Here is a 22,413-nt window from a genome sequence, read left to right as displayed (position 1 = left end):
CCGGAACGCCGAAAGCCAACATATTTAAGCGGGACTTAAGGACACGGCCGGGTGAATGTCCACAGAGGACGGCCGTCAGCCCGCGAACTCCCGCACGACCGCGGCGCAGAACGCCGGCAGGTCGTCCGGGTTGCGGCTGGAGACCAGGCCGTTGTCCACGACCACTTCTTCGTCGACGACGGTGGCCCCCGCGTTACGCAGATCGGTCCGGATGCTCGGGTACGACGTCAAGGTGCGGCCACGCACGACATCCGCCTCGACGAGCGTCCACGGACCGTGGCAGATCACGCCGACCGGCTTGCCCGCGCGCACGAAGTCGCCCACGAACTTCACCGCCTCGGGGTTCACCCGCAGGTTGTCGGGGTTCATCGTGCCGCCCGGCAGCAGCAGCGCGTCGAAGTCGCCGATCGCCACGTCGGAAACCTTGCGGTCGACGGCGAACGTGTCGCCCTTGTCGATGTCGCCGTTCATCGCCTGGATCTCACCGGTGTCCACGGACACGAGCTGCACGGTCGCGCCCGCGTCCAGCACGGCCTGGCGCGGCTGCTCCAGCTCGACCTGTTCGACGCCGTCCGCGGCCAGGATCGCGACCCGGCGGCCTTCAAGTGCATTCGCCATGGATCGGAATTACCCGCTCCGGCGGCCGGCAAACGCGCCGGCGAACGCGGCAGGCCGGCAAGCGGACGATCAGTCCGCGCACTCCACGGCCAGCACGGCGATGTCGTCGTGGGCGGAGCTGCCGAGCCAGTCGCGCACGGCCTGGCGCAGCTGCCGGACGACCTCACGGGCCGGCTGCCCGGCCGCGGCCGTCAGCACCGCGCGCAGCCGGTCGTCGCCGAACAGCTCCGACGGGTCGTGCCGGTTGCGGGCCTCGGTGATGCCGTCGGTGTAGAGCAGGCACATGTCGCCCGGGCCCAGCCGCACCGTCGCTTCGGCGAACCGCGCCTGCGGCGAGATGCCGACCAGCGTGCCCGGGACGGTGACCTCCTCGACGCCGCCCGCGTGGCGCACGATCAGCGGCGCCGGGTGCCCGCCGGAGGCCAGCGTCAGGTCGACGCCCTCGTCCGTCGGGGTGGCCGTGCCGAGCACGAGGGTGGCGAACCGGCTGCTGCCGCCGGCGATGAGCAGCTCGTTGAGCAGCCGCAGCAACGTCCGGCCGTCGCGCTCGACCATGGCGAGCGCGGTCAGCGCGTGCCGGACCCGCCCGGTCAGCGCCGCGGCCTCGGCGCCCTTGCCGCAGATGTCGCCGAGCACCAGGAACGCGCTGCCGTCGTCGTGCGGGAGGACGTCGTAGAAGTCGCCGCCGACCGCGAGCACCCCGCCGGCCGGCTCGTACCAGGTCTCGAAGCGGGTGCCGGCCAGCTCCGGCGGGTCGATCGGGCGCAGTGTGGTCTCCAGGCCGCGCGTCGCCTCCTCCTGCCGGGCGTAGCGCTGCGCGTTGGCCAGCGCCGTGCCGGCCGCCTTGGCGAACTCGACGACCGCGCGGTCCTGCTCGCCGCCGAACTCCGGGTCCGCACGGCGGCCCAGCAGCAGCGCGCCGGTGACCCCGGCGCTCGCGCTCGGGCCCAGCGAGACGGCCGTGACCTCGGTGTGGTCGGCGAACCGGTCCGCGACGATCGACGGCAGCGTGGCGACCTCGGCCGCGGGCACCGGGACCGGCTGCGGCCGCCCGGTGGCGCCGAACGTCGCCGCCAGCACCGGCGCGACCTGGGGCGGCACCCGCCGGATCCGGCCGTGGCCGTGCGCGGCCGGGGGCTCGCAGCTCCACCACTCCCACCGGCCGCGGGTGGTGGGCAGCAGGACGAACACGGTCTCGGCGAGCGCGGCCGCGGCCAGCTCGGCGATCACGCGGGCGGTGCCGTGGCGGCCGCGCGCGGCCGCCAGCCGGGGCCCGGCGCCGGCCAGGAAGTCGCCCACGTGCCGCCGCGGGGAGACGCTCTCCCCCTCGGGGCCGGCGACCGTCCAGGCGTGCCAGCCGCCGGGCAGGGCCCGGACGCGCGCGGGGTGGCGGTGGCCCGTCACTTCGACGTGCCCGGAGGTCTCGGCGACCGGGTGCAGCTTCGGCTCGATGTCGCCCGTCAGCGTCCGCGCGGCGGGGTTCGCCCAGCGCAGCACACCCGCGGCGTCCTGCAGGAACACGGCGTCCCGCACGTCCTCGAGAACGGCCCGGCCGAAGGCGTCGAACCCCGGCGGCGCGTCACCGCCGGCCATCGGCGGCAGGGCTGCCGACGCCGGAGCCGGACGTGACACCATGCACGGACCTCCTGCCTCCGGACTGCTATCGCACGGCTACCGCGTGAGCGGGCGGACTGGCTCGAAGTGTAGGGCGAATCATGGCACGCTGGGTCGACGACCATGGCTGGCGCATGCGTGGTGGAGAGGGTCGGCACACATGACAACGGAATCCCAGGGCGAAGCGGCGGCGCTGGAGCGGCTGCTCGTGGCGGTGCGGGATCTCGGGGACGGCAACTTCCGGCGGCGGCTCGTGCCGCACGGCGACGGCGTCTCGGCGCAGCTCGCCGTCGCCTTCAACGACATCGCCGAGCGCAACCAGCGGCTCGTGAGCGAGCTGCTGCGGGTGCGCACGGCGGTCGGCCAGGAAGGCAGACTGCTCGAACGGCTCGAGACCGAGGTCGGCCCCGGCGGCTGGAACACCGCCGTCGACGCCGTCAACGGCCTCGTCGAGGACCTCACGCGCCCGGCCATCGAGCTGGAGCGCGTGCTCGGCGGCGTCGCCGACGGCGACCTCTCCCAGCCGATGACCCTCACCCTCGACGGCCGCCCGCTGCAGGGCGCGTACGCGACCCTGGCGAAGACGGTCAACGGCCTCATCGCGCAGCTGACGCGCTTCGCCGTCGAGGTGACGCGGCTCTCCCGCGAGATCGCGGGTGAGGGCCGCCTCGGCGGCCAGGCGGTCGTGCCGGGCGTGTCCGGGACCTGGCGCGACCTCACCGACTCCGTCAACTTCATGGCCGACAACCTCACCGAGCAGGTCCGCAACATCGCGCAGGTCACCACGGCCGTCGCGCGCGGCGACCTGACCCAGAAGATCAACGTCGACGCCCGCGGCGAGATCCTTGAGCTCAAGAACACCATCAACACGATGGTCGACCAGCTCTCCTCCTTCGCCGACGAGGTCACCCGCGTCTCCCGCGAGGTCGGCTCCGACGGCAAGCTCGGCGGCCAGGCCCAGGTGCCGGGCGTCGCCGGCACGTGGCGCGACCTCACCGACTCGGTCAACCTGATGGCCGACAACCTGACCGACCAGGTCCGCGGGATCTCCCAGGTGGCGACGGCGGTGGCCACCGGCGACCTGACGAAGAAGATCGACGTCGACGCCCGCGGCGAGATCCTGCAGCTGAAGAACACGCTCAACACGATGGTCGACCAGCTCTCGGCGTTCGCCGGGGAGGTCACCCGCGTCGCGCGCGAGGTCGGCAGCGAGGGCAAGCTCGGCGGCCAGGCCGAGGTGGCCGGCGCGGCCGGGACGTGGCGCAGCCTCACCGACTCGGTCAACGGCATGGCCGACAACCTGACCGACCAGGTCCGCAACATCTCCCACGTGACCACGGCCGTGGCGAAGGGCGACCTGACGCAGAAGATCACCGTCGACGCCCGGGGCGAGATCCTCGAGCTCAAGACGACCATGAACACCATGGTGGACCAGCTGTCCGCCTTCGCCGACGAAGTCACCCGGGTGGCCCGCGAGGTGGGCACCGAGGGTCAGCTGGGCGGGCAGGCGCAGGTCCCCGGCGTCGCCGGCACCTGGCGCGACCTCACCGGCTCGGTGAACTTCATGGCGAACAACCTGACCACCCAGGTCCGCAACATCGCCCAGGTCGCGACGGCCGTCGCGCGCGGCGACCTGACGCAGAAGATCGCGGTCGACGCCCGGGGCGAGATCCTGGAGCTCAAGACCACGCTCAACACGATGGTCGACCAGCTCTCGGCGTTCGCGGACGAAGTCACCCGCGTCGCGCGCGAGGTCGGTACCGAGGGCAAGCTCGGCGGCCAGGCCACCGTGCCCGGCGTCGCCGGCACCTGGAAGGACCTCACCGACAACGTCAACTTCATGGCGAACAACCTGACCGACCAGGTCCGCAACATCGCCACGGTGACGTCGGCCGTCGCGAAGGGCGACCTGACGCAGAAGATCTCGGTCGACGCGCGCGGCGAGATCCTGGAACTCAAGACCACGCTCAACACGATGGTCGACCAGCTGTCCGCGTTCGCGGACGAGGTCACCCGCGTCGCACGCGAGGTCGGCACCGAAGGCAAGCTCGGCGGCCAGGCGACGGTCCGCGGCGTCGCGGGCACGTGGAAGGACCTCACCGACAACGTCAACGTCATGGCCACCAACCTGACCGACCAGGTGCGCAGCATCGCCACGGTGGCGACCGGCGTGGCCAACGGCGACCTGTCGAAGAAGATCTCGATCGTCGCCCAGGGCGAGGTCGCGGCGCTGGCCGAGACGCTCAACGGCATGGTCGAGACGCTCCGCGCGTTCGCCGACGAGGTCACGCGCGTCTCGCGCGAGGTCGGCACCGAAGGCATCCTCGGCGGCCAGGCGCGGGTCCCCGGCGTGGCCGGGACCTGGAAGGACCTGACCGAGAACGTCAACTTCATGGCGCACAACCTGACCAGCCAGGTGCGGAACATCTCACAGGTCACCACGGCCGTCGCGCGGGGCGACCTGACGAAGAAGATCGACGTCGACGCCCGCGGCGAGATCCTCGAGCTGAAGACGACCATGAACACGATGGTCGACCAGCTCTCGGCGTTCGCCTCCGAGGTCACGCGCGTGGCGCGCGAGGTCGGCACCGAGGGCCAGCTGGGCGGCCAGGCCGAGGTCGACGGCGTGTCCGGCACCTGGCAGCGGCTCACCGAGAGCGTGAACCAGCTGGCCGGGAACCTGACCACGCAGGTCCGCGCGATCGCGCAGGTCGCCACCGCGGTGACGGCGGGCGACCTGACCCGGCACATCACGGTCGACGCGTCCGGGGAGGTCGCCGACCTCAAGGACAACATCAACCAGATGATCGCGAACCTCAAGGAGACGACGCGGACCAACACCGAGCAGGACTGGCTGAAGACGAACCTCGCCCAGCTGTCCGGCCGGATGCAGGGGCACCGCGACCTCGCGTCGGTCGGCGCGCTCATCCTGTCCGAGCTGGCGCCGCTGGTGCGCGCCCAGCAGGGCGCGTTCTTCCTGGCCCGCGACGACGACCGCGACGGCACGGTGCTGGAGTGCATCGCCGCCTACGGTCTCGCCCAGTCCCGCGCCGGCCTGCGGTTCGCGATCGGCGAGTCGCTGATCGGCCAGGCCGCCGTCGACCACCGCACGATCCTGGTCCACAACGCGCCGCCGGAGTACGCGCTGGTGTCGTCCGGGCTCGGCTCGGCGTCGCCGGTCAACCTGATCGTGCTGCCGGTGCTGTTCCAGGGCGAGGTGCTCGGGGTGCTGGAGCTGGCCTCGGTCAACGAGTTCAGCACCGTCCACCAGGACCTGCTGGAGCAGCTGCGCCACACGATCGGCGTCAACGTCAACACGATCCTGTCGAACTCCCGCACCGAGGCGCTGCTCACCGAGTCGCAGCGGCTGGCGCAGGAGCTGCGGGCCCGGTCCGAGCAGCTGCAGGCCCAGCAGGGCGAGCTGCGGCGGTCCAACACCGAGCTGGCCGAGAAGGCCGCGCTGCTCGCCCAGCAGAACCGCGACATCGAGGTCAAGAACAGCGAGATCGAGCAGGCCCGCCAGGAGCTGGAGGAACGCGCCGGGCAGCTGACGGTCGCGTCGCAGTACAAGACCGAGTTCATGGCGAACATGTCGCACGAGCTGCGGACGCCGCTGAACAGCGCGTTGATCCTGGCGAAGCTGCTGTCGGAGAACCCCGAGGGCAACCTCACCGAGAAGCAGATCCAGTTCGCCCGGACGATCTACGCGGCGGGCTCCGACCTGCAGCAGCTGATCAACGACATCCTCGACCTGGCCAAGGTCGAGGCCGGCCGGCTCGACATGCAGATGTCGGACATCACGCTGCCGGAGCTGGTGGACTACGTCGAGTCGCTGTGCCGGCCGCTCACGGCCGACAAGGGCCTGGAGTTCGCCGTCCACATCGACCCGCCGGTGCCGGGCAGCGTCCACACCGACGAGCACCGCCTCCAGCAGATCCTGCGCAACCTGCTCTCGAACGCGGCTAAGTTCACCGACGAGGGCAGCGTCCGCCTGCACATCCGCGCGGCCGACCCGGCGGAGGTCGAGCAGGAGGCGCTGCGGAACGCGCCGGGCATCATCGCGTTCGCCGTCGAGGACACCGGCATCGGCATCCCCGAGGAGAAGCTGGCGGTCATCTTCGAGGCGTTCCGCCAGGCGGACGGCACCACGAGCCGCAAGTACGGCGGCACCGGCCTGGGCTTGAACATCAGCCAGCAGCTCACGGAGCTGCTCGGAGGTGAGCTGCGCGTGGTCAGCGAGCCGGGCAAGGGTTCGACGTTCACCCTGTACCTCCCGGTGGCGGCGTCGAACCTGGTCGACCCGGCCGTGACGGCGCTGTCGTCGCCCAGGCTGCCCCCGGTCCCGAGCACGGTCCTGGTGGCCGCCCCCGACATCGCCCCGAAGCGCTTCCAGGGCGAAAAGGTCCTGATCGTCGACGACGACCTGCGCAACGTCTTCGCCCTGGCCGCGGTCCTGGAGCAGGCGGGCCTGGAGGTCGTCTACGCCGAGACGGGCGTCGACGGCATCCGCGCCCTGGAGCGCAACGAGGACACGGCCCTGGTCCTGATGGACGTGATGATGCCGGAACTGGACGGCAACGCGACGATCGCGGCCATCCGAGCGGAAGCGGCCAACGCCGACCTCCCGGTGATCGCGGTGACCGCGAAGGCCACCGCGGAGGACCGGGCAAGGACGCTGGCCAGCGGCGCGGACGACTACATCACCAAGCCTGTGGACACGGACAAACTGCTGGACGTGATAGCCGCCAAGCTCGAGGCGGACGCCGCCTCGGCCGTTGGAGCGGGTGACGGGAATCGAACCCGCGTAGCTAGTTTGGAAGACTAGGGCTCTACCATTGAGCTACACCCGCGTGCCCCCGAGGTACCCGGGTGCGAGGTCAGCTTAGCGTGACCCGCTAGGCTGATCGCACACCCCCCTGGGGGTGGGACCGGGATGTGGCGCAGCTTGGTAGCGCATTCGCTTTGGGAGCGAAGGGTCGCAGGTTCAAATCCTGTCATCCCGACCAGATAGTCTTCTTTCACACCACGCCCGACGAGCGAATGCTCGCCGGGCGTGTTTGTATTCTCACCGTCTGCCACCGCGACGACTTCCCCGAACGCGACCACGGGGCGGCCAGACCATCCCGCCCGGCCAGTCGCGGCAATCGAATTCGATGCGTCCCCGGCCACCTGGGCCGCCTCCATCGCCCGCCGCGGGAACCCGGAGCTGTCCACCCGCCACTGGGTAGCGGCAGTGCAGGCCCAGACCCACGCCGGCCTTGGCGACTTCGCGTCATGCGAACAGTCGCTAGCCACTGCGGAAGAAGTCACAGCTATGGATGGACCGGTACATACCAGCGGCTGGCTGCGATTCGAGGGCTCGCGCCTGGCTGAGGAGCGCGGGGCGTGCTATGTCGAGCTCGGCCGCCCGGACCTGGCCGAAGCCACTTTGACGGATGCCCTCTACCAGGACATTTCCCCGCGTCGCCGAGGCAGCGTCCTGACGGATCTCGCCACGATTGGCGTGCAGCGGCGCGACACCCACCAGCTCGTCACCTATGGCAACGCCGCGCTTGACGCCGCCCGGCAGACCGGCTCGGCCGGGTACGTCGACCGTAAGCTGGCGGTGCTCCGTCCGCAGCTCGAACCGTTCCGAGCTGACAGCCACGTCCGTCACCTTGAGCAAGAGATTGCCCGGCTCAAAGCCGTCCCCGCGTAGCCCTAGGAGTCTGTTGTCTGACGAGAACGGCCGCGTCTTCCGCGAAGCCTGGATTGCTGGCGTCACGAAGCACTACCCGGGCGAGCCGAAGCCCGGCTACATCACGCCGTGGGACGAGGCGCCCGACTGGGAGCGTCAGAGTGCGGCCGCCGTCTACGAGCAGGTGGCGGTCTTTATCCAGGTGACGGCCGGCGCGGCCACGAAACTAACCCGCGAGCAGAAGGGGCGCTTCGTCTCGCTGTGCTGGATTGGCCAGATCTACAAGCACATCCCCGAGCCGAAGTCCGCCTACGTGGCTGACTGGGACGACCTGCCGGACTGGCAGAAGCAGACGGACATGGAGATCTTCGAGCGGACTGAAAAATCAGTGTAAAGGCTAGACAGTATTAAGATATAGCGAAAGAGGTTTTCTTAATGGCTCGGGTTCCCGGCTCGTCTCCAGACGAAAACTTGGCTGTTGAGCAGTTCCCGCAGCTTAACCGAGAGTTCTACTCGGCCGAACCGTGTCGCTACTTCACCTATCGTCTCAATCTCTTGATGCTTGCAGCGGGCAAGCCTGAGGCGCTCGACCAGCTGATGGCGAACGGCGTGACTTACGGTGACTTGATCGCCGAGGTCGAATTATCCGAACCGAAGGACGAAGACCAGCGCCACCACCAGGAATTTCTGACCGCCGAGGCCGAGGTGTTGCTTCATCACGCCTCGGAGGCTCCGCTTCGCTTGTACTTCGCCCACGCCGAAACGCCGCCCTGTCCTTGACTAGAGTGCACATGACTACGACTCCCTGCCGAATTCAGCAAACGCGTCGATAAGCTTCGAAGCGAGCCGATTCCGCCTGAACATATCGCCAAGGCTTTTCTTGGGCCCATACCAACCAAGCCACGTGAAGCCTTTGACACCGGCCTGAATAATCTTGACCGCTTCCTCCGCCTTCCAGCAGATCGAGTGATGGACGATAAGAGTCTCTATAATTCCGCAAAGCATGGGCTTGCAATCCTGACTGGACCAGCCTCATTCACCGTAACTAGCGAGCAAAGCGGTGCATCATTCGGTTCGATGGTCAAAGCATTAGCTACCTGGAACTTCACACGGCCGAGGACAAGAAAAAGACATGGCGTCGTACGACACGCTGACTCAGCTTTGAGGAGTCATTGTGGCTAACTCGGCTCGCACTAAGCCAGATGGACAGCTTGTGGTCCATCGCCAAGGCTAGTTATATCGACACGGACATCGCGGGAGTCCAAGTTGTAACCGCTGAAGCTCTTGACGAGCTGGGCCGCCGCGCCACACGCGGTGGAGCCGGAATTACGCGCAGCAGCTTCTCGCTTGACTACTACGCCCAGAACTAGTTCCACCAGCGCCGAGATCAACAGTTCAGTCGCAACAGGAGTTAGCAACTAACCAACTTTACGCCGCCGCCAACCACCCTTCCCAGTGAAAGAAATTGGCACGTTTGGCGGCTAGCCTGTCAGTCGACAGGGGGTTCTTGCCCGTGCGGCGATCGGGTAGACGTACATGAAAAAGTGGCTAATCAAAATTCTTCGCTTTGCACCTTTCGCGTGGCTTACTGCATTCGTCGGTGTCATCATCAACATAGTTAGCGACGGACTAAGCAAAGGAGGATTCCCCTGGGGTTGGATCGTCATTCTTGCGTTCACCTCACCCATTGCGGCTGCCATCAGCCCTCCCGGAGAGCCAAAATCACTAGAGTCTCTTATTCAGAAGTACAAAGAAGAAGCGCCGGCCATTCAAATGGAAGATGACGCAAAGGCGGTTACCACAAAGATCGACTTACTTCGCATTTCAAAGCTAACCGGTGAAGTGCTAGCTTTTATTGCAGAGGAGTTTATTTTCTTGCTGACTATTCCCGGCTCCGCCGTGGGCATCTTTTATATTTTTTGGATGTTAACAGGAAAACCGCAGTTATGGTAAAAGTCGGGCACGAGACTTATCCCACCTACTATCGATACCTCTTCCGGGCACGTTCCGCGAACCTCCGAACACCCGTGCTATTCATTCGCCACCGAGCCATCTCAATACTGACATTGAAGTGATTTGCCACCTCATCGTCAGTCCAGCGCTTGAAAGCGGCCCATCTGGCACCTTCCCAGGGAACGAGCAGTTCACCCGAGAACTCTGCCGCTTCCTCTTCGACCACTGAGGATGATGAACGGCAACCTTTATCATCCGTAATCAGAAGTTTGAACTCGTGCTCCAGGATCACGTGCGCCATCTCGTGAGCCATCGTCGAGCGCCGTCGACACAAGTTATGGGTGTGATTCTCAACGACATAGCAACCGGCACCGAACGGCACGAGAGCAGCCGAGAACTTCGCGCTGCCGTCGGTCGTGAAGTACTCCGCAGCCTCGGCTGGCAGTCCTGATTCTGCCAACGTAAGCACATCAACTCCATACTCCTCGGCAAGCGCATACGGATCGATCTCCTCGGTCGGACCAAGGTCGATTTCCTTACGCACTTCAAGAGCAAGCCGTTTGGCCTTCGCCTTGAAGCCGTGCAGCAGTCCCACTTACCTCTCCCGGCGGTCCGCCCTGATCTTCTTCATGGTCGCGCTCACAATATCCATCAAGTACTCCTGCTCAGCTTCGTTGAAGTCGCTCCGAGCACGGAGGAGCGGCGCGAACTGCGCCTCAAACTCAGGTTCCGGCTTGGCTTCCTCCTCTTGGTCCAGCTCGATCATGAAGTCCTCGGCGGGTAGCCCGAGCCACTGCACGAGTGCAACAAAGCCGTCGAGATCGGGGCGATGACCGTTACCCATCCGACTGAGGAGCGAAGGGCTAACCCCGGCCTCGTGGGCGACCTGGCGCCACGACAGCTTCCGCGCTCGACGCTGACCATCGAGCGCGTCATACAGGCGTCTGGTGTCAATGCGTCCGCTCATCACTACCTTCCGTTACGCGGGCCTTGCAGTCTGACACGAGTGTGTCGCTACTGCAACATCCTGTGTTACCGTCCTTCTGACACGGTGTTGCAGTACTGCAATACCTCCATAAAGTTGATCTAGGAGGCCAGTATGGCCACGAACACGGGGCGCGGCTCCCGGGTGGGTGCAGTTCGCCGCCGGAGCCAGACCCAGAACCCCCTCACCCGCCTCTGGACCAAGCGTGGCCAAGGCGGCCAATTCATGAGCGGCAAGAAGACGCCCTTCAAGGGCGTTCGGAAGGAGCACTAACCCATGACCATCCGCATCACGGCCATCCGCCTCTCCGGCGGTCAGGGCCACGAGCACATCAGCCGCCTCTGGTGGACCAACCCCGCCGACGGGAGCACCAGCGACAACACGCGCGCCGAGATCGTCGCGTGGATCGAAGACAAGAACGGCAAGGCTTACGTCGAGGACGCCCGGAGCAACCGGGCTGATGTCGGGGTCGTGACGCCGGCTCACGGGTCGAAGTACCTGCGGACCTACGCCGACAGCAAGTGGACCGACAACCTTCTGGCGCTGCCGCAGAAGTAGTTAGCTGAGGCCGAGACGAAAGAAGGACCACACCGTTGCAGCCGGTGTGGTCCTTCTTTCGTCTAGCTAACGATCCATGTCGACGTTATCAGGTTGCAGTGAAGCTCGGAAGTTACGACCGCTGCGGCCATAGCGCTCGGCCTTCGGAACTCCCGCCCGATGAAGCCGATGCCGCACGGTCGTCTCCCCCACCCCGAACTTGACCGCGATCTGAGCATAGGTCCAGCCTCGCCGGTACAACTCAACCGCACCGGGCACGTAGTCCGGCGAAGCCCTGGGCTCGCCGTAACGACGCCGCGGACTCGGAGATGTTTGCTGACGGTGCCCCGATGAACACCGAAGCGGTCAGCAAGTCGCGCGACCGACTCCCCTGCTGCGTGAGCAGCTACCAACGCGTCTACATCGGCGGAGCTCAGCTGACGGGCGGTACGACCACTTTTAGCGCTATAATCACTACCGTAAGTGATCAACGGCCAGGTATCGGCCATCCTGACGAGGCGCTTTACCTGATGAGAAGGCCTTGAAAAGGCTTCAATCACCCCGACTTACAGGCCCTGCTGGTCGCGGGGCCGGCAGAGGATCGCCGCTGTCCGGGGTCCTCGTCAGCCATGCGTATGCCGATGAAGAGTTCGTCACGCTCTTCGGCTGGAAGCCAGGGACGCTGTCCTCCCCGGAATAGCCCGTTCGTTTCCAGGCCAATGTGTTGAGGCGATCGGCCCATCCTGCGTCGATCTTGTTGTATTTCTTCGCTTTCTCGCGACTTCCCCTCACGGAGAGGTGATGTCCGATGAACAGGCCGACCCGTGCCGGTGTCGTGCTGGCTGTCACGGCCGTTCTGGTCGTGGCCTGTGGGCGTGTCCCGGAGCCGGCGGCGCCGTCCGCCTCCGATGGCGGCAGCAGCAGCGGTGTCGTGACCTCCGCCGCGTCCACTCTGCAGGCGCCCACCACCAGCGCGCTGGGGTTGACCAGCTCCAGCGGTACGACCAGCCGGAGCGTCGCGCCGCTGACGACCACTCCGAGATCGAGTAAGGCCGCGGACACGACCACCGCCGTCACGGAGAAGCCGCCGGAGCCGCCCAAGCCGCCGGATCGGTGGGTGCTCGGTTCCGCGGACCGGCGCAGTCTCGAACAGCAGATCGGGACCTCCTTCACCAACTTCTCCGTCGACGACTTCTACCGCCGGGTCTGCCCCGCGCACGACGTCTGCGTCCACAACGCCTTCCGCGAAGAGCCGAGCCTGGGGCACGCGGACGAGGACTGCTGGGTCGGCCGCAACGAGATCCCCGACCCGCTGGCCGAAGGCGGCACCGTGACCTGGGTCGTCAACAACCTCTGCGATCCCGCTTGACCGCGCGGCGCGTGGCCGGGCGGCCGCGGGAATCCGGCGTCACGCGTGACGCGCCGTCGCGGGCCTTGAAGGTCTTCAGCTCCATTCTCGCGCCCACCACCGTGCTGACCGCGCTGCTGTTCTACTTCGGTACCCAGCACGCCAACGCGTTCTACGGGTGGTTCGGCGTGCACTACTCGGTGCTCGGGCTGTCGGTCGCCGACTACCTGATCCGCGCGAGCGACGGGATGACCGTGCCGATCACCGCCGTCGCCGCCGTCGGGCTCGCCACCCTCTGGGCCCATCGCCTGCTCGAAGCCCGGCTGTCGCCGCCGGCGTGGCAGACGCTGCTGCGGCGGGCCGTGCCCGTGCTCGCCGTCGCCGGGATCGTGCTGGTCGTCGTGGGCCTGACCGGCCTCGCCGAGCCCGCCCTGCTCTACCGGTTCGCCGGGCTGCCGGGGTTGTGCATCGCCGTGGGGTTCCTGTTCTTCCCGCTCGCCGACCGCCTGCACCAGGCCCGCACCGGCCGCCGCGGGTCGCCGACCGCGGCCGTCGTGCAGTGGACCTTCACCTTCGTGCTCGTCACCATCGGCGCGTTCTGGTCGGTGACGGACTACTCGTCCGCGCTCGGCGAACGCCGCGCGTACGAGTACGAGGTCGCCCTGCCGACGATGGCCGACACCGTCGTGTTCAGCGGCAAGGACCTCGGCCTCCGGGCGCGCGGGGTGAAGGTGACGCCCTGCGCGCCCGACGCCCAGTACCGGTTCCGCTACGACGGGCTCGTGCTCGTCCAGCAGTCCGGCGGGACGTCGATGCTGCTCCCCCGGCAGTGGAACCGCGCGGACGGCACGGCAATCCTGCTGCCCGCCTCCGGCGACGTCCGGCTGGAGTTCGCGCCGAACGGCACGTCCCGGGACCGCACCTGCTAGCCCGGCAGCCACGCCCGCAACGACTCCGCGATCAGCTCCGGCTGCTCTTCCGGCGTGTGGTGACCGGCGACGACGGGGTGGTGCACCACCGCCAGCGACGCGAAGGTGTCCCGGCACCAGTCGATCATCGGCGGTGTCAGCATCGTGTCGTGGCCCGGTTCGAACGTGATCAGGAGCTTCGGGATCTCCGGCGTCGCTGCCAGCCAGGCGCCGAACGACTCGATGCGCGACACCACTGATGCCGGCTCGCCGCCCAGGGGCAGGGAACGCGCCCAGCGCAGCAGCGGAACGTCGTGCGTGGTCCGGTACTCCGGCGGGAGTCCGGTGAAGAAGCCCGACAGATCCGTCGACGTCTTGATCGCGCGGAACACCTCCGCGCCCGCCGGCGGGAACTCCTCCCACGTCATCGGCTTCAGGATCGCCTCCGTGAACGCCAGACCGCGGACACGCCCCGGGTGCCGCGACGCCCAGTCCGCGGCCAGGGCGCCGCCCCAGTCGTGGCCGATCAGGACGACGTCCTCCAGGACCAGTTCGTCGAACCAGGCGTCCAGGTAGCGCGCGTGGTCGGCGAACGTGTACTCGATGTCCGGGCGCGCCGAGGCGCCCATGCCGATCAGGTCCGGCGCCAGACGGCGGCCCGGCAGGGACGGCATCACGTTGCGCCACAGGTACGACGACGTCGGGTTGCCGTGCAGGAACACCAGCGGCGCACCCGTCCCGATGTCCTGATAGGACAGTGCCGTCACTTGAACGCCGCCGCGTTGCGCGCGGCCCACTCGGTGAACGGACGCGGCGGGCGGCCCAGCACCCGCGAGACGTCCGGGCTGACGCGCTGCTCCTGCGGGGTCGGCGCGCCCAGGATGCCCAGCGTCACGTCCGCGACCTCCGGCGGCATGAAGCCGAGCATCGCCGCGCGTGCTTCCTCGCGGGTCCGCGGCACGAAACGCACCGGCTCGCCCAACGCCTCCCCGATCGCCGCCGCCTGCTCGCGAGGGGTGATCGGAGCAGGGCCCGTCAGCTCGTAGACGTCGCCGGCACGTCCGGACAGCAAGGCCGCCGCGGCCACCGCGGCGATGTCCTCCGGGTCGACCACCGGCAACGCGACGTCACCGAACGGCGCCACCACCTGCCGGGACGTCCGCACGCTTTCCGCCCACTGCAAGGCGTTCGACGCGAACCCGCCCGGGCGCAGCATCGTCCACTTCAGACCCGAGGCTCGGACGGAGTCCTCCAGCACCGCCGGGTGCCGTCCCGTCGCGACGCCCTGGGACGACAGCAGCACCACCCGCTCGACGCCGGCCGCGCGCGCCGCGGCCAGCACGTCGTCCACGGGCGCGAAACCGCCCGGCACCATCAGGAACAGCGCCTCGGCACCGTCCAAAGCAGACTCGACGACGGGCACCACACGCACGCCGTCCGGCACGTCCGCCGTCTCTCGGCGGGATACCGCCGTCACCTGTTCACCGGCCGCGGCCAGCGCTCGCACCAGCGGCCGTCCGACGTTCCCCGTCGCTCCCATGACTGTGATCATGCGGGGGACGCTACATTCCGACGTATAGTAGGTACCTAGAGGAAAGTAATGGCTGGAGGCCCCGAAAGTGACCGGAACCACACCCGAGCTGGCCTGCCCGATCGCGCCGGTGGTCGACATCGTCTTCAGCCGCTGGACGACGCCGATCCTGTGGTCGCTGAAGGAATACGGGCGGCAGCGGTTCGTCGAGCTGGAACGCCGCATCGGCACGATCACGCCGAAGGTGCTCACCCAGCGGCTGCGGCAGCTGGAGCGCGACGGCCTCGTCCTGCGGACCTACCACGCCGAGGTCCCGCCGCGGGTGGAGTACGAGATCAGCGAGCTGGGCCGCAGTCTCGGGCCGCTGTTCGCGAGCCTTTCGGAGTGGTCGGGCAACCTCGGCAAGGTCGAAGCGGCCCGGGAGGCCTACGATAGCCGGTCCCGCCGCTGAGGTGCGACAGGTCCGGGGCCCGCACCGGGCCGGCGCGGGTCCCGGAGAAGCTACTCCGTGACCTGCCGGGCCGTGGCCATCGCGCGTTCGGTCTCCCAGAACGCGCGCATCGACGTGATCAGGCCGTCGTCGCCGACGCGGTAGACGAACACGCCGTCCGTGTCGACGCGGTAGCCGCCCGGGAGGTACGTCGTGATCGTGCCGACGTTCGCCACCTCGGCGCCCGCCGCGTGGGAGTCGCGGATGACGAACTCGAAGCGCTCGACGTTGCCGATCGTCTTGTCCCAGAAGGCACTGATGCCGTCGTGGCCATGGTGCCCCTTGCCCGTCTCGTCGAACATCGACGGCCCGACCGGGTCCTCGACGACACCGTCGGCCGCGAACAGCGCCAGCCACGCGTCCTTGTCCCCCGCCGTCACCGCCGTCATCGACGCCAGCGCCGCGCGCCGCGCCGGCGGCTGCTCCTTCTCCGTGTCCCAGCTGACCTGCACGCCCATCGCCGTCACTCCCCGAACTTGTCGATGATCTCGGCCCCGAACTTGCGGATCGACTCCAGCTTCGGTTCGACCGGGGCGTCGAAGCCGACGCCGTCGAACACCCACGGCATCGTGATGATGTCGGTGACACCCGCCTCACCCTGCTCGCGGTAACCGTCGAGGCCGAACTTGTCGATGCAGACGGCCTGGTACTCGAACGGGTCGTCGGCGCGGCCGCGCTCGGCCAGCAGCTCCTTCAGCCGGGCGATGGTCTCGCGCAGCTCCTCGAGCTTCATCATCGCCGAGGACCAGCCGTCGGCGACGCGGGCCGCGCGCCGCAGCGCGACGTCGGTGTGGCCGCCGATGTAGAACGGCACCCGCGACGGCGGCGCCGGGCTCATCTGCAGCTTGTCGAAGTCGTAGAACTCGCCGTGGTACTCGACCATGCCGCCGTCGAGGATCAGCCGGAGCACGTCGATCGCCTCGTCGACGCGCTTGCCGCGCCGCTCGAACGGCACGCCGCAGTACTCGAACTCCTGCGGCAGCCAGCCGACGCCGAGGCCGAGCCCGAACCGGCCGCCGGTGAGCACCGACGCCGAGCCGACCTGACGCGCCAGCAGCACCGGGTTGCGCGAGCCCAGCTTCAGCACCGACGTGTAGAACTCGATGCGGCTGGTGACCGCGCCCATGGCGGCGGTCGCGACCAGCGGGTCCACCCAGGGCGTTTCGGCGGTCCAGAACCGGCTGCCGTCGGGGGTGTAGGGATAGTCTGTGGAGACCGTCTCGGCGTAGAAGAGCGAGTCCGGCAGGGCGATGGCGGCGAAGCCGGCCTCTTCCGCCGCCCGGGCCAGCTCGCCCAGCTGATCAAGCGGGTTCATCGCGATCGACAGGGTGAACTTCATACCGCGGAACTATAACGTGTTCTAGTTTCTTCGGCCAGGCCTGACGGTGGGCCGGATCACTACCCGGGAACCCTCCGCGCAACGTCCGCGTTGTCCGAATCACAAGGTGACTTCCGGTCACCGGGCACCGAGCTTCTGGGAGTGGTCCATGGGCACCGCGATCTTCCTGATCGTGCTCGTCGTCGTGATCGTCGGTGGCGGCCTGTATTTCTCGCGGCAGCGCGCCGCGGCCCGGCAGCGGGAACTCGACGACGCCAAGGCCGACGCGCGGCGCCTCGTCGAACGGCTCGGCGGCCAGGTCCTCAACCTCAACGGCACGGACACCGCGTCGCAGCAGGCGATGGCCGACGCGAGCGAGCGCTACAACGCGGCCGGCTCGCAGATGGAGCAGGCCCGCACCATCGAGCAGGCCCGGCTGGTCAAGGACACCGCCGTCGAAGGCCTCTACTACGTCCGCGCCGCGCGGGTCGCGATGGGCATGGACCCGGGCCCGCAGCTGCCGGAGGAGGCCGAGCGCGAGCGCGCCGGGAAGGTGACCGAACGCCGCGACGTCGACGTCGAGGGCCAGCACTACGCCGCCTCCCCGGACGCCGGCCAGGACACGCCGTACTACTACCCCGGCGGCCGCGTGGCCGGCCGGCCGGTGCCGCAGGGCTGGTACAGCGAGCCGTGGTGGAAGCCCGCGCTCGTCGCCGGCGCCTGGGGCCTCGGGTCGATGTTCCTGTTCAGCGCGATGTTCTCCGGCATGGGCGGCATCGCCAGCGCCGGGGCCTGGGAGTCGGGCTACGACGCCGGCCAGCAGGACGCGCTCGACTCCGGCGGCGGTGACGGCGGCGGCGATGGTGGCGACGGCGGCGGCGGTGACGGCGGAGGCGACTTCGGCGGTGGTGACGGCGGCGGCGGCGACTGGGGCAGCGGCGGTTTCGACGGCGGCGGCTTTGACGGCGGTGGCTTCGACGGGGGCGGTTTCGACTTCTGAGCACCGGCTGGCATCCTCCTGGACGACTTCAGGAGGATGCCGTGGCGAGAGTGCTGATCCCCGTCCCGGCCCGGGACTCGGACCCGTCCGAAGTGGCCGTCAGCCGGGCGGTGCTGAGCCGGGACCACACGGTCGTCTTCGCGACACCCGGCGGCACGCAGGCCACCTGTGACGAGCTGATGGTCACCGGCGAAGGCCTCGACCTGTGGAGCCGGGTGCCGGGCTTGAAGAAGCTCACCGCGCTCGGCCGCGTGCTGCGCGCCGACGCGGCCGCGCGTGACGCCCACCGCGCGCTGCTCGCGGATCCCGCGTGGCGCACCCCGATCCGCTGGGACGACATCAAGCTCGACGACGTCGACGGCGTGCTCCTGCCCGGCGGGCACCGGGCCCGCGGCATGCGCGAGTACCTCGAAAGCCCCGTGCTGCAGGGCGTGGTCGCCGACGCCTTCCGCCGCGACCTGCCGGTCGGCGCGATCTGCCACGGTGTCCTGCTGGCCGCGCGCAGCGTCGACCCGACCACCGGCCGTTCGGTGCTGCACGGCCGCAAGACGACGGCGCTGACCTGGCAATTGGAGCGGACGGCCTGGCGGCTCGCGCGCCGGACCCGGTTCTGGGACCCGGACTACTACCGCACCTACCTCGAGGAACCGGGGCAGCCCGAGGGGTACATGTCGGTGCAGCAGGAGGTCACGCGCGCGCTGGCGCGGCCGACGGACTTCCTCGACACGACCGACCGGGTGAAGGCGAGCGGCCGGGCCCGCGACCGGCTCGACGACGAGCGTCCGGCGTTCGTCGTCGAGGACGGCAACTACGTCTCGGCCCGCTGGCCCGGCGACGTGCACACGTTCGCGAAGGTCTTCGGCAAGCGGCTCTGAGTCAGGCCGGCTGGCAGGTCGGGCACCAGTACAGGTTCCGCCCGACCAGCGACGACGTCTCCACCGGCGTCCCGCACACCAGGCACGGCTCGCCGGCGCGGCGGTAGACGTACACCTCGCCGCCGTGGCGGTCGACGCGCGCCGCGCGGCCCATCGCCTCCGGGAGGTGCTCCGGACGGACCGTGTCGATGCGGCCGACGCGGACGCCGTCACGCATCAGCGTCACCAGGTCGGCCCACATGTCGTCCCACAGCGCGCGGTCCAGCGCGCGGCCCGGCGTCAGCGGCGCGACGCCGTGGCGGAACAGGACTTCGGCGCGGTAGACGTTGCCGACGCCGGCCAGCACCGCCTGGTCCATCAGCAACGCGGCGACCGAGACCTTCGACTTCGAGATCCGCGCCCAGGCCTTGTCCGGCTTCGCGTCGCGGCGCAGCGGGTCGGGCCCGAGACGCGCCTTGATCGCGTCGGCCTGGGCCGGGTCCAGCAGCTCGCACGTGTTGGGGCCGCGCAGGTCCGTCCACTGTGTCCGGCCGACCAGGCGCATCCGGACCTGGCCCACCGGCGGCGGCGCGGGCAGCTCGCCCTCGCCGAAGATGCCGATCAGGCCGAGGTGGACGTGGACGATCCCGTGCGGCCCGTAGTCGTGGAACAGGTGCTTGCCGTGCGCCTCGGCGCCGACGAGCACCCGACCGTCCAAACGGGACGCTTCGGCGGCGAAGCGGCCCTGCGGGCTGCTCACCTCGACCGGGGCACCGGCGTAGCGGCGCTTGTGCAGCCGGGCCAGCCGGTGGAGCGTGTGCCCCTCGGGCATCAGGCCTCCGGCAGGGCCGGCGGGGTGCCGGTGCGCTCGTAGTCCAGCAGCTGCTGCACGCGGCGAGCGTGCCGCTCCTCGGGCGAGACCTCCGTCGCGAGGAAGGCCTCGACGATCTCGGTGGCCTGCTCGGCGGTGTGCATCCGGGCGCCGACGCCGATCAACTGGGCGTGGTTGTGCTCGCGGCACAGCTTGGCCGTCTCGACGCTCCAGGCCAGGCCGGCGCGGGCGCCGGGCACCTTGTTCGCGGCGATCTGCTCGCCGTTGCCGGAGCCGCCGACGACGATGCCGCGGCTGCCCTCGTCGGCCACGACGCGCAGCGCCGTCTCGACGCAGTAGGCCGGGTAGTCGTCGGCCGCGTCGTAGACCCGCGGGCCGATGTCGGTGACCTCGTGGCCCTGCTTCTCCAGGTGAGCCACCAGGTGGTTCTTCAGCTCGAAGCCGGCATGGTCGGATCCCAAGTAGACACGCACGGCTGGGAGTCTGCCATCACGGCCGGTTTCCGGCATGCTCCGGGGGTGGGGATCTGGGAGCAGTCGGGACACGACGTCAGGCTCGACTGGGGCGCCGAAGGGGTGGCCGCGCTCGGCCGGGAATGCGCCGTGCTGGTGGTCGTCGACGTGCTTTCCTTCAGCACCACCACGGATCTCGTGGTCGGCCGCGGCGGCCGGGTGCTGCCCGTGCGGTGGCGCGACGAACGCGGCGTCGCGCTCGCGCGGGCCGCGGGCGCCGTCATCGCCGGCGAGGGCACGTTCACCCTGCGGCCGTCGTCGGTGACCGACATCCCGCCCGGCACGCTGCTCGCGCTGCCCTCGCCGAACGGCGCCACCCTGTGCGACGCCGCCGCGTCGACCGGCGCCCACGTGCTGACCGGCTGCCTGCGCAACGCCTCCGCCGTGGCCGCGAAGGCGCACGAGCTGGGCGGTCCCGTCGGGGTCATCGCGGCCGGGGAACGCTGGGGGGTGAACATCTTCGGTCACGGCGACACGTTCGGGCCGCTGCGCCCGTGCGTCGAGGACCAGGTGGGCGCGGGCGCGATCGCCGCCGCGCTGGCCCGGTTCGGGCGCACACTGTCCCCCGAAGCGGCACTGGCCGCGCGCTCGGTGGACGTCGCGGCGATCGCGGACTGCGTGTCCGGGCGCGAGCTGACCGAGGCCGGGCACGGCGGCGACGTCGCGCTGGCCGCCCAGATCGACGTGAGCGAAGCCGCTCCCGTCCTGCACGAAGGAGTCTTGCGATGACCGGTCGCTGGGTCGAGGTCGCCGACGGCGTGCACGCGCGGCGGTACGAGGAGCTGGACCTGACCGTCGGGCTGGTCGTCGGGGCCGACCGCTGCCTCGTCATCGACACCCGGGGCGACCTGGACCAGGGCGCCGAGCTGGCGGCGGCCGTGCGCCAGCTGACGGCGCTGCCGTGGGCGGTCGCGTTCACCCACGCGCACTTCGACCACACCTGGGGCACCGAGCGGTTCCTGCCGTGCGCGGTCTGGGCGCACGAGGGCTGCCGCGCCGAGCTGACCGAGTACGCCGAGGGCGCGCGGGAGAAGTGGATGGCCTACTACCGCGAGGAGGGCAAGGCGGCGATCGCCAACGCCATCGCGCGGACGACGTTCGTCGTGCCCGACCACCTGTTCAGCGACCGGACCGAGCTCGACCTGGGCGGCCGGACGGCGGTGCTGCTGCACCCCGGGCGCGCCCACACCGACCACGACGTCATCGTGCACGTGCCGGACGCCGAAGTGGTCTTCGCCGGGGACATCGTCGAGAACGCCGAACACGGCTTCAGCGCGTTCTCGTTCGGCGCCGACTCGGACCTGACGGCGTGGCCGGACACCCTCGACACGCTGCTCGCGCTGGAACCGCGCGTCGTCGTCCCCGGCCACGGCGACCCGGTCGACGCCGACTTCGTCCGCTACCACCGCCACGGCCTGCACGAGCTGATCGCCCTGAAGGCGGCGGTCGGCCGGGGCGAGTCGACCGAGGCGGCGGCGGTGGCGGTGGCGGCGTCCCGCTACCCCGCCGACGTCACCTCGGCCGCCCTCAAAACGCTTTAGTCGAAGTTCAGGTCGCCCGTGCGGGTGCGCTTGAGCTCGAAGAAGTCCGGGTAGCTCGCCAGCGCGACCGCGCCGTCGAAGATCTTCAGCGCGTCGTCGCCGCGCGGGATCGAGCTGAGGACCGGGCCGAAGAACGCCACGCCGTCGATGTGGATCGTCGGGGTGCCGACGTCCATGCCGACCGGGTCCATGCCCTCGTGGTGGCTCTTCTTCAGCGCGTCGTCGTACTCCGTGGAGTCGGCGGCGTCGTACAGCTCGGACGGCGCGCCGATCGCGGCCAGTGCTTCCTTGATGACCACGTCGCGGTCCTTGTTGCCCTGGTTGTGGAAGCGGGTGCCGAACTCGGTGTAGTAGTCGCGCAGCACCTCTTCGCCCTTGAGCTCCGCCAGCGCCACGGCCACGCGCACCGGGCCCCAGCCCTTCGCCAGCAGGTCCTTGTACTCCTGCGGCAGCTCGTCCCGGCCCGAGTTCAGGTAGGAGAGGCTCATCACGCGGAAGGTCAGGTCCAGGTTGCGGTGCTTCTCCACCTCGAGGATCCAGCGCGAGGTGATCCAGGCGAACGGGCAGATCGGGTCGAAGTAGAAATCGACCTTCGTGGGCTGCTCGGCAGTGGTCATCGGGTACTCCTGTGCACGTGAAGGCGACGTCGGCGTGTGGGCGGGCCCCACACTGCGGGCCAACACCGGGGAGCGCAC

General features: G+C 69.1%; 25 protein-coding genes, 2 tRNA genes and 1 pseudogene. 14 read left to right on the top strand and 14 right to left on the bottom strand.

Annotated elements, in window-relative coordinates:
- Nucleotides 1-75: 75 nt before the first annotated feature.
- Together OG570_RS23455 and OG570_RS23450 are read right to left on the bottom strand one after the other, a co-directional pair.
- Nucleotides 76-618, bottom strand: coding sequence for a type 1 glutamine amidotransferase domain-containing protein (locus tag OG570_RS23455; RefSeq protein WP_326959285.1), 543 nt, complete (start codon nucleotides 616-618; stop codon nucleotides 76-78).
- 69 nt (nucleotides 619-687) lie between these two features.
- A complete protein-coding gene (locus tag OG570_RS23450) occupies nucleotides 688-2,253 on the bottom strand; it encodes a SpoIIE family protein phosphatase (protein WP_326943427.1) in 1,566 nt (521 codons plus the stop codon).
- Nucleotides 2,254-2,392: 139 nt separating this feature from the next.
- Here OG570_RS23450 and OG570_RS23445 point away from each other — a divergent pair, with 139 nt between their 5' ends.
- The gene (locus OG570_RS23445; protein ID WP_326951617.1) at nucleotides 2,393-7,057 is read left to right on the top strand and encodes a HAMP domain-containing protein; all 4,665 of its coding nucleotides are present in this window, start codon (nucleotides 2,393-2,395) and stop codon (nucleotides 7,055-7,057) included.
- Here OG570_RS23445 and OG570_RS23440 read toward each other — a convergent pair.
- A tRNA-Gly gene (locus OG570_RS23440) sits at nucleotides 7,009-7,082 on the bottom strand. The genes OG570_RS23445 and OG570_RS23440 overlap by 49 nt on opposite strands.
- 79 nt (nucleotides 7,083-7,161) lie before the next feature.
- Here OG570_RS23440 and OG570_RS23435 point away from each other — a divergent pair.
- The 5 genes from OG570_RS23435 (at nucleotide 7,162) to OG570_RS23415 (ending at nucleotide 9,862) form a co-directional block, all read left to right on the top strand.
- Nucleotides 7,162-7,238: transfer RNA gene (locus OG570_RS23435), tRNA-Pro, on the top strand.
- A 308-nt stretch (nucleotides 7,239-7,546) separates the two neighbouring features.
- Nucleotides 7,547-7,930, top strand: a complete 384-nt coding sequence (locus OG570_RS23430) for a hypothetical protein (RefSeq protein WP_326959283.1) — start codon at nucleotides 7,547-7,549, stop codon at nucleotides 7,928-7,930.
- Nucleotides 7,931-7,943: 13 nt separating this feature from the next.
- Nucleotides 7,944-8,303 carry a hypothetical protein gene (locus OG570_RS23425; protein WP_326959282.1) on the top strand — a complete coding sequence of 120 codons (360 nt, stop codon included), beginning with the start codon at nucleotides 7,944-7,946 and terminating at the stop codon, nucleotides 8,301-8,303.
- Nucleotides 8,304-8,344: 41 nt separating this feature from the next.
- On the top strand, nucleotides 8,345-8,689 hold the full coding sequence (locus tag OG570_RS23420) for a hypothetical protein (protein WP_326959280.1): 345 nt from the start codon (nucleotides 8,345-8,347) through the stop codon (nucleotides 8,687-8,689).
- Between the two features lie 756 nt (nucleotides 8,690-9,445).
- The gene (locus OG570_RS23415; protein WP_326959278.1) at nucleotides 9,446-9,862 is read left to right on the top strand and encodes a hypothetical protein; all 417 of its coding nucleotides are present in this window, start codon (nucleotides 9,446-9,448) and stop codon (nucleotides 9,860-9,862) included.
- A 28-nt stretch (nucleotides 9,863-9,890) separates the two neighbouring features.
- Here OG570_RS23415 and OG570_RS23410 read toward each other — a convergent pair whose 3' ends face one another.
- Complete coding sequence (locus OG570_RS23410) at nucleotides 9,891-10,457, bottom strand: ImmA/IrrE family metallo-endopeptidase (RefSeq protein ID WP_326959276.1); 567 nt, start codon at nucleotides 10,455-10,457, stop codon at nucleotides 9,891-9,893.
- Nucleotides 10,458-10,829 (bottom strand): helix-turn-helix domain-containing protein, encoded by a 372-nt coding sequence (locus OG570_RS23405; RefSeq protein WP_326959274.1) that lies wholly within the window; start codon nucleotides 10,827-10,829, stop codon nucleotides 10,458-10,460.
- Between the two features lie 294 nt (nucleotides 10,830-11,123).
- Here OG570_RS23405 and OG570_RS23400 point away from each other — a divergent pair, with 294 nt between their 5' ends.
- Nucleotides 11,124-11,405, top strand: a complete 282-nt coding sequence (locus tag OG570_RS23400; RefSeq protein WP_326959272.1) for a DUF3892 domain-containing protein — start codon at nucleotides 11,124-11,126, stop codon at nucleotides 11,403-11,405.
- 66 nt (nucleotides 11,406-11,471) lie between these two features.
- Here OG570_RS23400 and OG570_RS48320 read toward each other — a convergent pair whose 3' ends face one another.
- Both OG570_RS48320 and OG570_RS48315 read right to left on the bottom strand, forming a co-directional pair.
- Nucleotides 11,472-11,663 carry a sigma factor-like helix-turn-helix DNA-binding protein gene (locus tag OG570_RS48320; RefSeq protein WP_442788300.1) on the bottom strand — a complete coding sequence of 64 codons (192 nt, stop codon included), beginning with the start codon at nucleotides 11,661-11,663 and terminating at the stop codon, nucleotides 11,472-11,474.
- A 56-nt stretch (nucleotides 11,664-11,719) separates the two neighbouring features.
- Nucleotides 11,720-11,893: pseudogene (locus tag OG570_RS48315) on the bottom strand (hypothetical protein); the annotation flags it as partial.
- A gap of 299 nt (nucleotides 11,894-12,192) precedes the next feature.
- Here OG570_RS48315 and OG570_RS23395 point away from each other — a divergent pair.
- Together OG570_RS23395 and OG570_RS23390 are read left to right on the top strand one after the other, a co-directional pair.
- On the top strand, nucleotides 12,193-12,753 hold the full coding sequence (locus tag OG570_RS23395) for a hypothetical protein (protein WP_326959270.1): 561 nt from the start codon (nucleotides 12,193-12,195) through the stop codon (nucleotides 12,751-12,753).
- A complete protein-coding gene (locus OG570_RS23390) occupies nucleotides 12,750-13,661 on the top strand; it encodes a hypothetical protein (RefSeq protein ID WP_326959268.1) in 912 nt (303 codons plus the stop codon). The genes OG570_RS23395 and OG570_RS23390 overlap by 4 nt, the downstream gene beginning before the upstream one ends.
- Here the strand turns inward: OG570_RS23390 and OG570_RS23385 are convergent.
- Both OG570_RS23385 and OG570_RS23380 read right to left on the bottom strand, forming a co-directional pair.
- A complete protein-coding gene (locus tag OG570_RS23385; RefSeq protein ID WP_326959266.1) occupies nucleotides 13,658-14,407 on the bottom strand; it encodes an alpha/beta fold hydrolase in 750 nt (249 codons plus the stop codon). The genes OG570_RS23390 and OG570_RS23385 overlap by 4 nt on opposite strands.
- Nucleotides 14,404-15,192: an NAD(P)H-binding protein gene (locus OG570_RS23380; protein WP_326959264.1), complete on the bottom strand. Its 789-nt coding sequence runs from the start codon at nucleotides 15,190-15,192 to the stop codon at nucleotides 14,404-14,406. Before OG570_RS23380 ends, OG570_RS23385 begins: the two co-directional genes overlap by 4 nt.
- A 67-nt stretch (nucleotides 15,193-15,259) precedes the next feature.
- Between OG570_RS23380 and OG570_RS23375 the strand changes: the two genes are divergently transcribed.
- The gene (locus tag OG570_RS23375; RefSeq protein WP_326959262.1) at nucleotides 15,260-15,622 is read left to right on the top strand and encodes a winged helix-turn-helix transcriptional regulator; all 363 of its coding nucleotides are present in this window, start codon (nucleotides 15,260-15,262) and stop codon (nucleotides 15,620-15,622) included.
- Nucleotides 15,623-15,672: 50 nt separating this feature from the next.
- Here OG570_RS23375 and OG570_RS23370 read toward each other — a convergent pair whose 3' ends face one another.
- A complete protein-coding gene (locus OG570_RS23370; protein WP_326959260.1) occupies nucleotides 15,673-16,119 on the bottom strand; it encodes a nuclear transport factor 2 family protein in 447 nt (148 codons plus the stop codon).
- Between the two features lie 5 nt (nucleotides 16,120-16,124).
- Nucleotides 16,125-17,000, bottom strand: a complete 876-nt coding sequence (locus OG570_RS23365) for a TIGR03619 family F420-dependent LLM class oxidoreductase (RefSeq protein WP_247055421.1) — start codon at nucleotides 16,998-17,000, stop codon at nucleotides 16,125-16,127.
- Nucleotides 17,001-17,148: 148 nt separating this feature from the next.
- Here OG570_RS23365 and OG570_RS23360 point away from each other — a divergent pair, with 148 nt between their 5' ends.
- Both OG570_RS23360 and OG570_RS23355 read left to right on the top strand, forming a co-directional pair.
- On the top strand, nucleotides 17,149-17,979 hold the full coding sequence (locus tag OG570_RS23360; RefSeq protein WP_326959257.1) for a hypothetical protein: 831 nt from the start codon (nucleotides 17,149-17,151) through the stop codon (nucleotides 17,977-17,979).
- Nucleotides 17,980-18,020: 41 nt separating this feature from the next.
- A complete protein-coding gene (locus OG570_RS23355) occupies nucleotides 18,021-18,854 on the top strand; it encodes a DJ-1/PfpI family protein (protein ID WP_326959256.1) in 834 nt (277 codons plus the stop codon).
- Between the two features lies 1 nt (nucleotide 18,855).
- Here the strand turns inward: OG570_RS23355 and OG570_RS23350 are convergent, their stop codons facing one another.
- Nucleotides 18,856-19,665, bottom strand: coding sequence for an Fpg/Nei family DNA glycosylase (locus tag OG570_RS23350; RefSeq protein WP_326959255.1), 810 nt, complete (start codon nucleotides 19,663-19,665; stop codon nucleotides 18,856-18,858).
- A complete protein-coding gene (locus OG570_RS23345; RefSeq protein ID WP_247055431.1) occupies nucleotides 19,665-20,138 on the bottom strand; it encodes a ribose-5-phosphate isomerase in 474 nt (157 codons plus the stop codon). Before OG570_RS23345 ends, OG570_RS23350 begins: the two co-directional genes overlap by 1 nt.
- A 45-nt stretch (nucleotides 20,139-20,183) precedes the next feature.
- Between OG570_RS23345 and OG570_RS23340 the strand changes: the two genes are divergently transcribed.
- Together OG570_RS23340 and OG570_RS23335 are read left to right on the top strand one after the other, a co-directional pair.
- Nucleotides 20,184-20,906 (top strand): 2-phosphosulfolactate phosphatase, encoded by a 723-nt coding sequence (locus tag OG570_RS23340; RefSeq protein WP_442788299.1) that lies wholly within the window; start codon nucleotides 20,184-20,186, stop codon nucleotides 20,904-20,906.
- Nucleotides 20,903-21,718 carry an MBL fold metallo-hydrolase gene (locus OG570_RS23335; RefSeq protein WP_326959253.1) on the top strand — a complete coding sequence of 272 codons (816 nt, stop codon included), beginning with the start codon at nucleotides 20,903-20,905 and terminating at the stop codon, nucleotides 21,716-21,718. The genes OG570_RS23340 and OG570_RS23335 overlap by 4 nt, the downstream gene beginning before the upstream one ends.
- Here the strand turns inward: OG570_RS23335 and OG570_RS23330 are convergent.
- Complete coding sequence (locus OG570_RS23330) at nucleotides 21,715-22,335, bottom strand: mycothiol-dependent nitroreductase Rv2466c family protein (RefSeq protein ID WP_326959251.1); 621 nt, start codon at nucleotides 22,333-22,335, stop codon at nucleotides 21,715-21,717. The genes OG570_RS23335 and OG570_RS23330 overlap by 4 nt on opposite strands.
- Nucleotides 22,336-22,413 lie beyond the last annotated feature (78 nt).

The organism is Amycolatopsis sp. NBC_01286, from assembly GCF_035982555.1.
Taxonomy (GTDB): Bacteria; Actinomycetota; Actinomycetes; order Mycobacteriales; family Pseudonocardiaceae; genus Amycolatopsis.
Note: the sequence above shows the minus strand (reverse complement) of the source record. Positions and strands in the feature narration are given on the sequence as shown.

What these genes read in the sequence shown, in the direction of transcription:
- OG570_RS23365 (WP_247055421.1), bottom strand. Translation starts at nt 17,000, where the DNA reads ATGAAGTTCACCCTGTCGATCGCGATGAACCCGCTTGATCAGCTGGGC.
- OG570_RS23330 (WP_326959251.1), bottom strand. Translation starts at nt 22,335, where the DNA reads ATGACCACTGCCGAGCAGCCCACGAAGGTCGATTTCTACTTCGACCCG.
- OG570_RS23380 (WP_326959264.1), bottom strand. Translation starts at nt 15,192, where the DNA reads ATGATCACAGTCATGGGAGCGACGGGGAACGTCGGACGGCCGCTGGTG.
- OG570_RS23450 (WP_326943427.1), bottom strand. Translation starts at nt 2,253, where the DNA reads ATGGTGTCACGTCCGGCTCCGGCGTCGGCAGCCCTGCCGCCGATGGCC.
- OG570_RS23400 (WP_326959272.1), top strand. Translation starts at nt 11,124, where the DNA reads ATGACCATCCGCATCACGGCCATCCGCCTCTCCGGCGGTCAGGGCCAC.
- OG570_RS23420 (WP_326959280.1), top strand. Translation starts at nt 8,345, where the DNA reads ATGGCTCGGGTTCCCGGCTCGTCTCCAGACGAAAACTTGGCTGTTGAG.
- OG570_RS23445 (WP_326951617.1), top strand. Translation starts at nt 2,393, where the DNA reads ATGACAACGGAATCCCAGGGCGAAGCGGCGGCGCTGGAGCGGCTGCTC.
- OG570_RS23405 (WP_326959274.1), bottom strand. Translation starts at nt 10,829, where the DNA reads ATGAGCGGACGCATTGACACCAGACGCCTGTATGACGCGCTCGATGGT.
- OG570_RS23395 (WP_326959270.1), top strand. Translation starts at nt 12,193, where the DNA reads ATGAACAGGCCGACCCGTGCCGGTGTCGTGCTGGCTGTCACGGCCGTT.
- OG570_RS23455 (WP_326959285.1), bottom strand. Translation starts at nt 618, where the DNA reads ATGGCGAATGCACTTGAAGGCCGCCGGGTCGCGATCCTGGCCGCGGAC.
- OG570_RS23350 (WP_326959255.1), bottom strand. Translation starts at nt 19,665, where the DNA reads ATGCCCGAGGGGCACACGCTCCACCGGCTGGCCCGGCTGCACAAGCGC.
- OG570_RS23335 (WP_326959253.1), top strand. Translation starts at nt 20,903, where the DNA reads ATGACCGGTCGCTGGGTCGAGGTCGCCGACGGCGTGCACGCGCGGCGG.
- OG570_RS23430 (WP_326959283.1), top strand. Translation starts at nt 7,547, where the DNA reads ATGGATGGACCGGTACATACCAGCGGCTGGCTGCGATTCGAGGGCTCG.
- OG570_RS23360 (WP_326959257.1), top strand. Translation starts at nt 17,149, where the DNA reads ATGGGCACCGCGATCTTCCTGATCGTGCTCGTCGTCGTGATCGTCGGT.
- OG570_RS23415 (WP_326959278.1), top strand. Translation starts at nt 9,446, where the DNA reads ATGAAAAAGTGGCTAATCAAAATTCTTCGCTTTGCACCTTTCGCGTGG.
- OG570_RS23370 (WP_326959260.1), bottom strand. Translation starts at nt 16,119, where the DNA reads ATGGGCGTGCAGGTCAGCTGGGACACGGAGAAGGAGCAGCCGCCGGCG.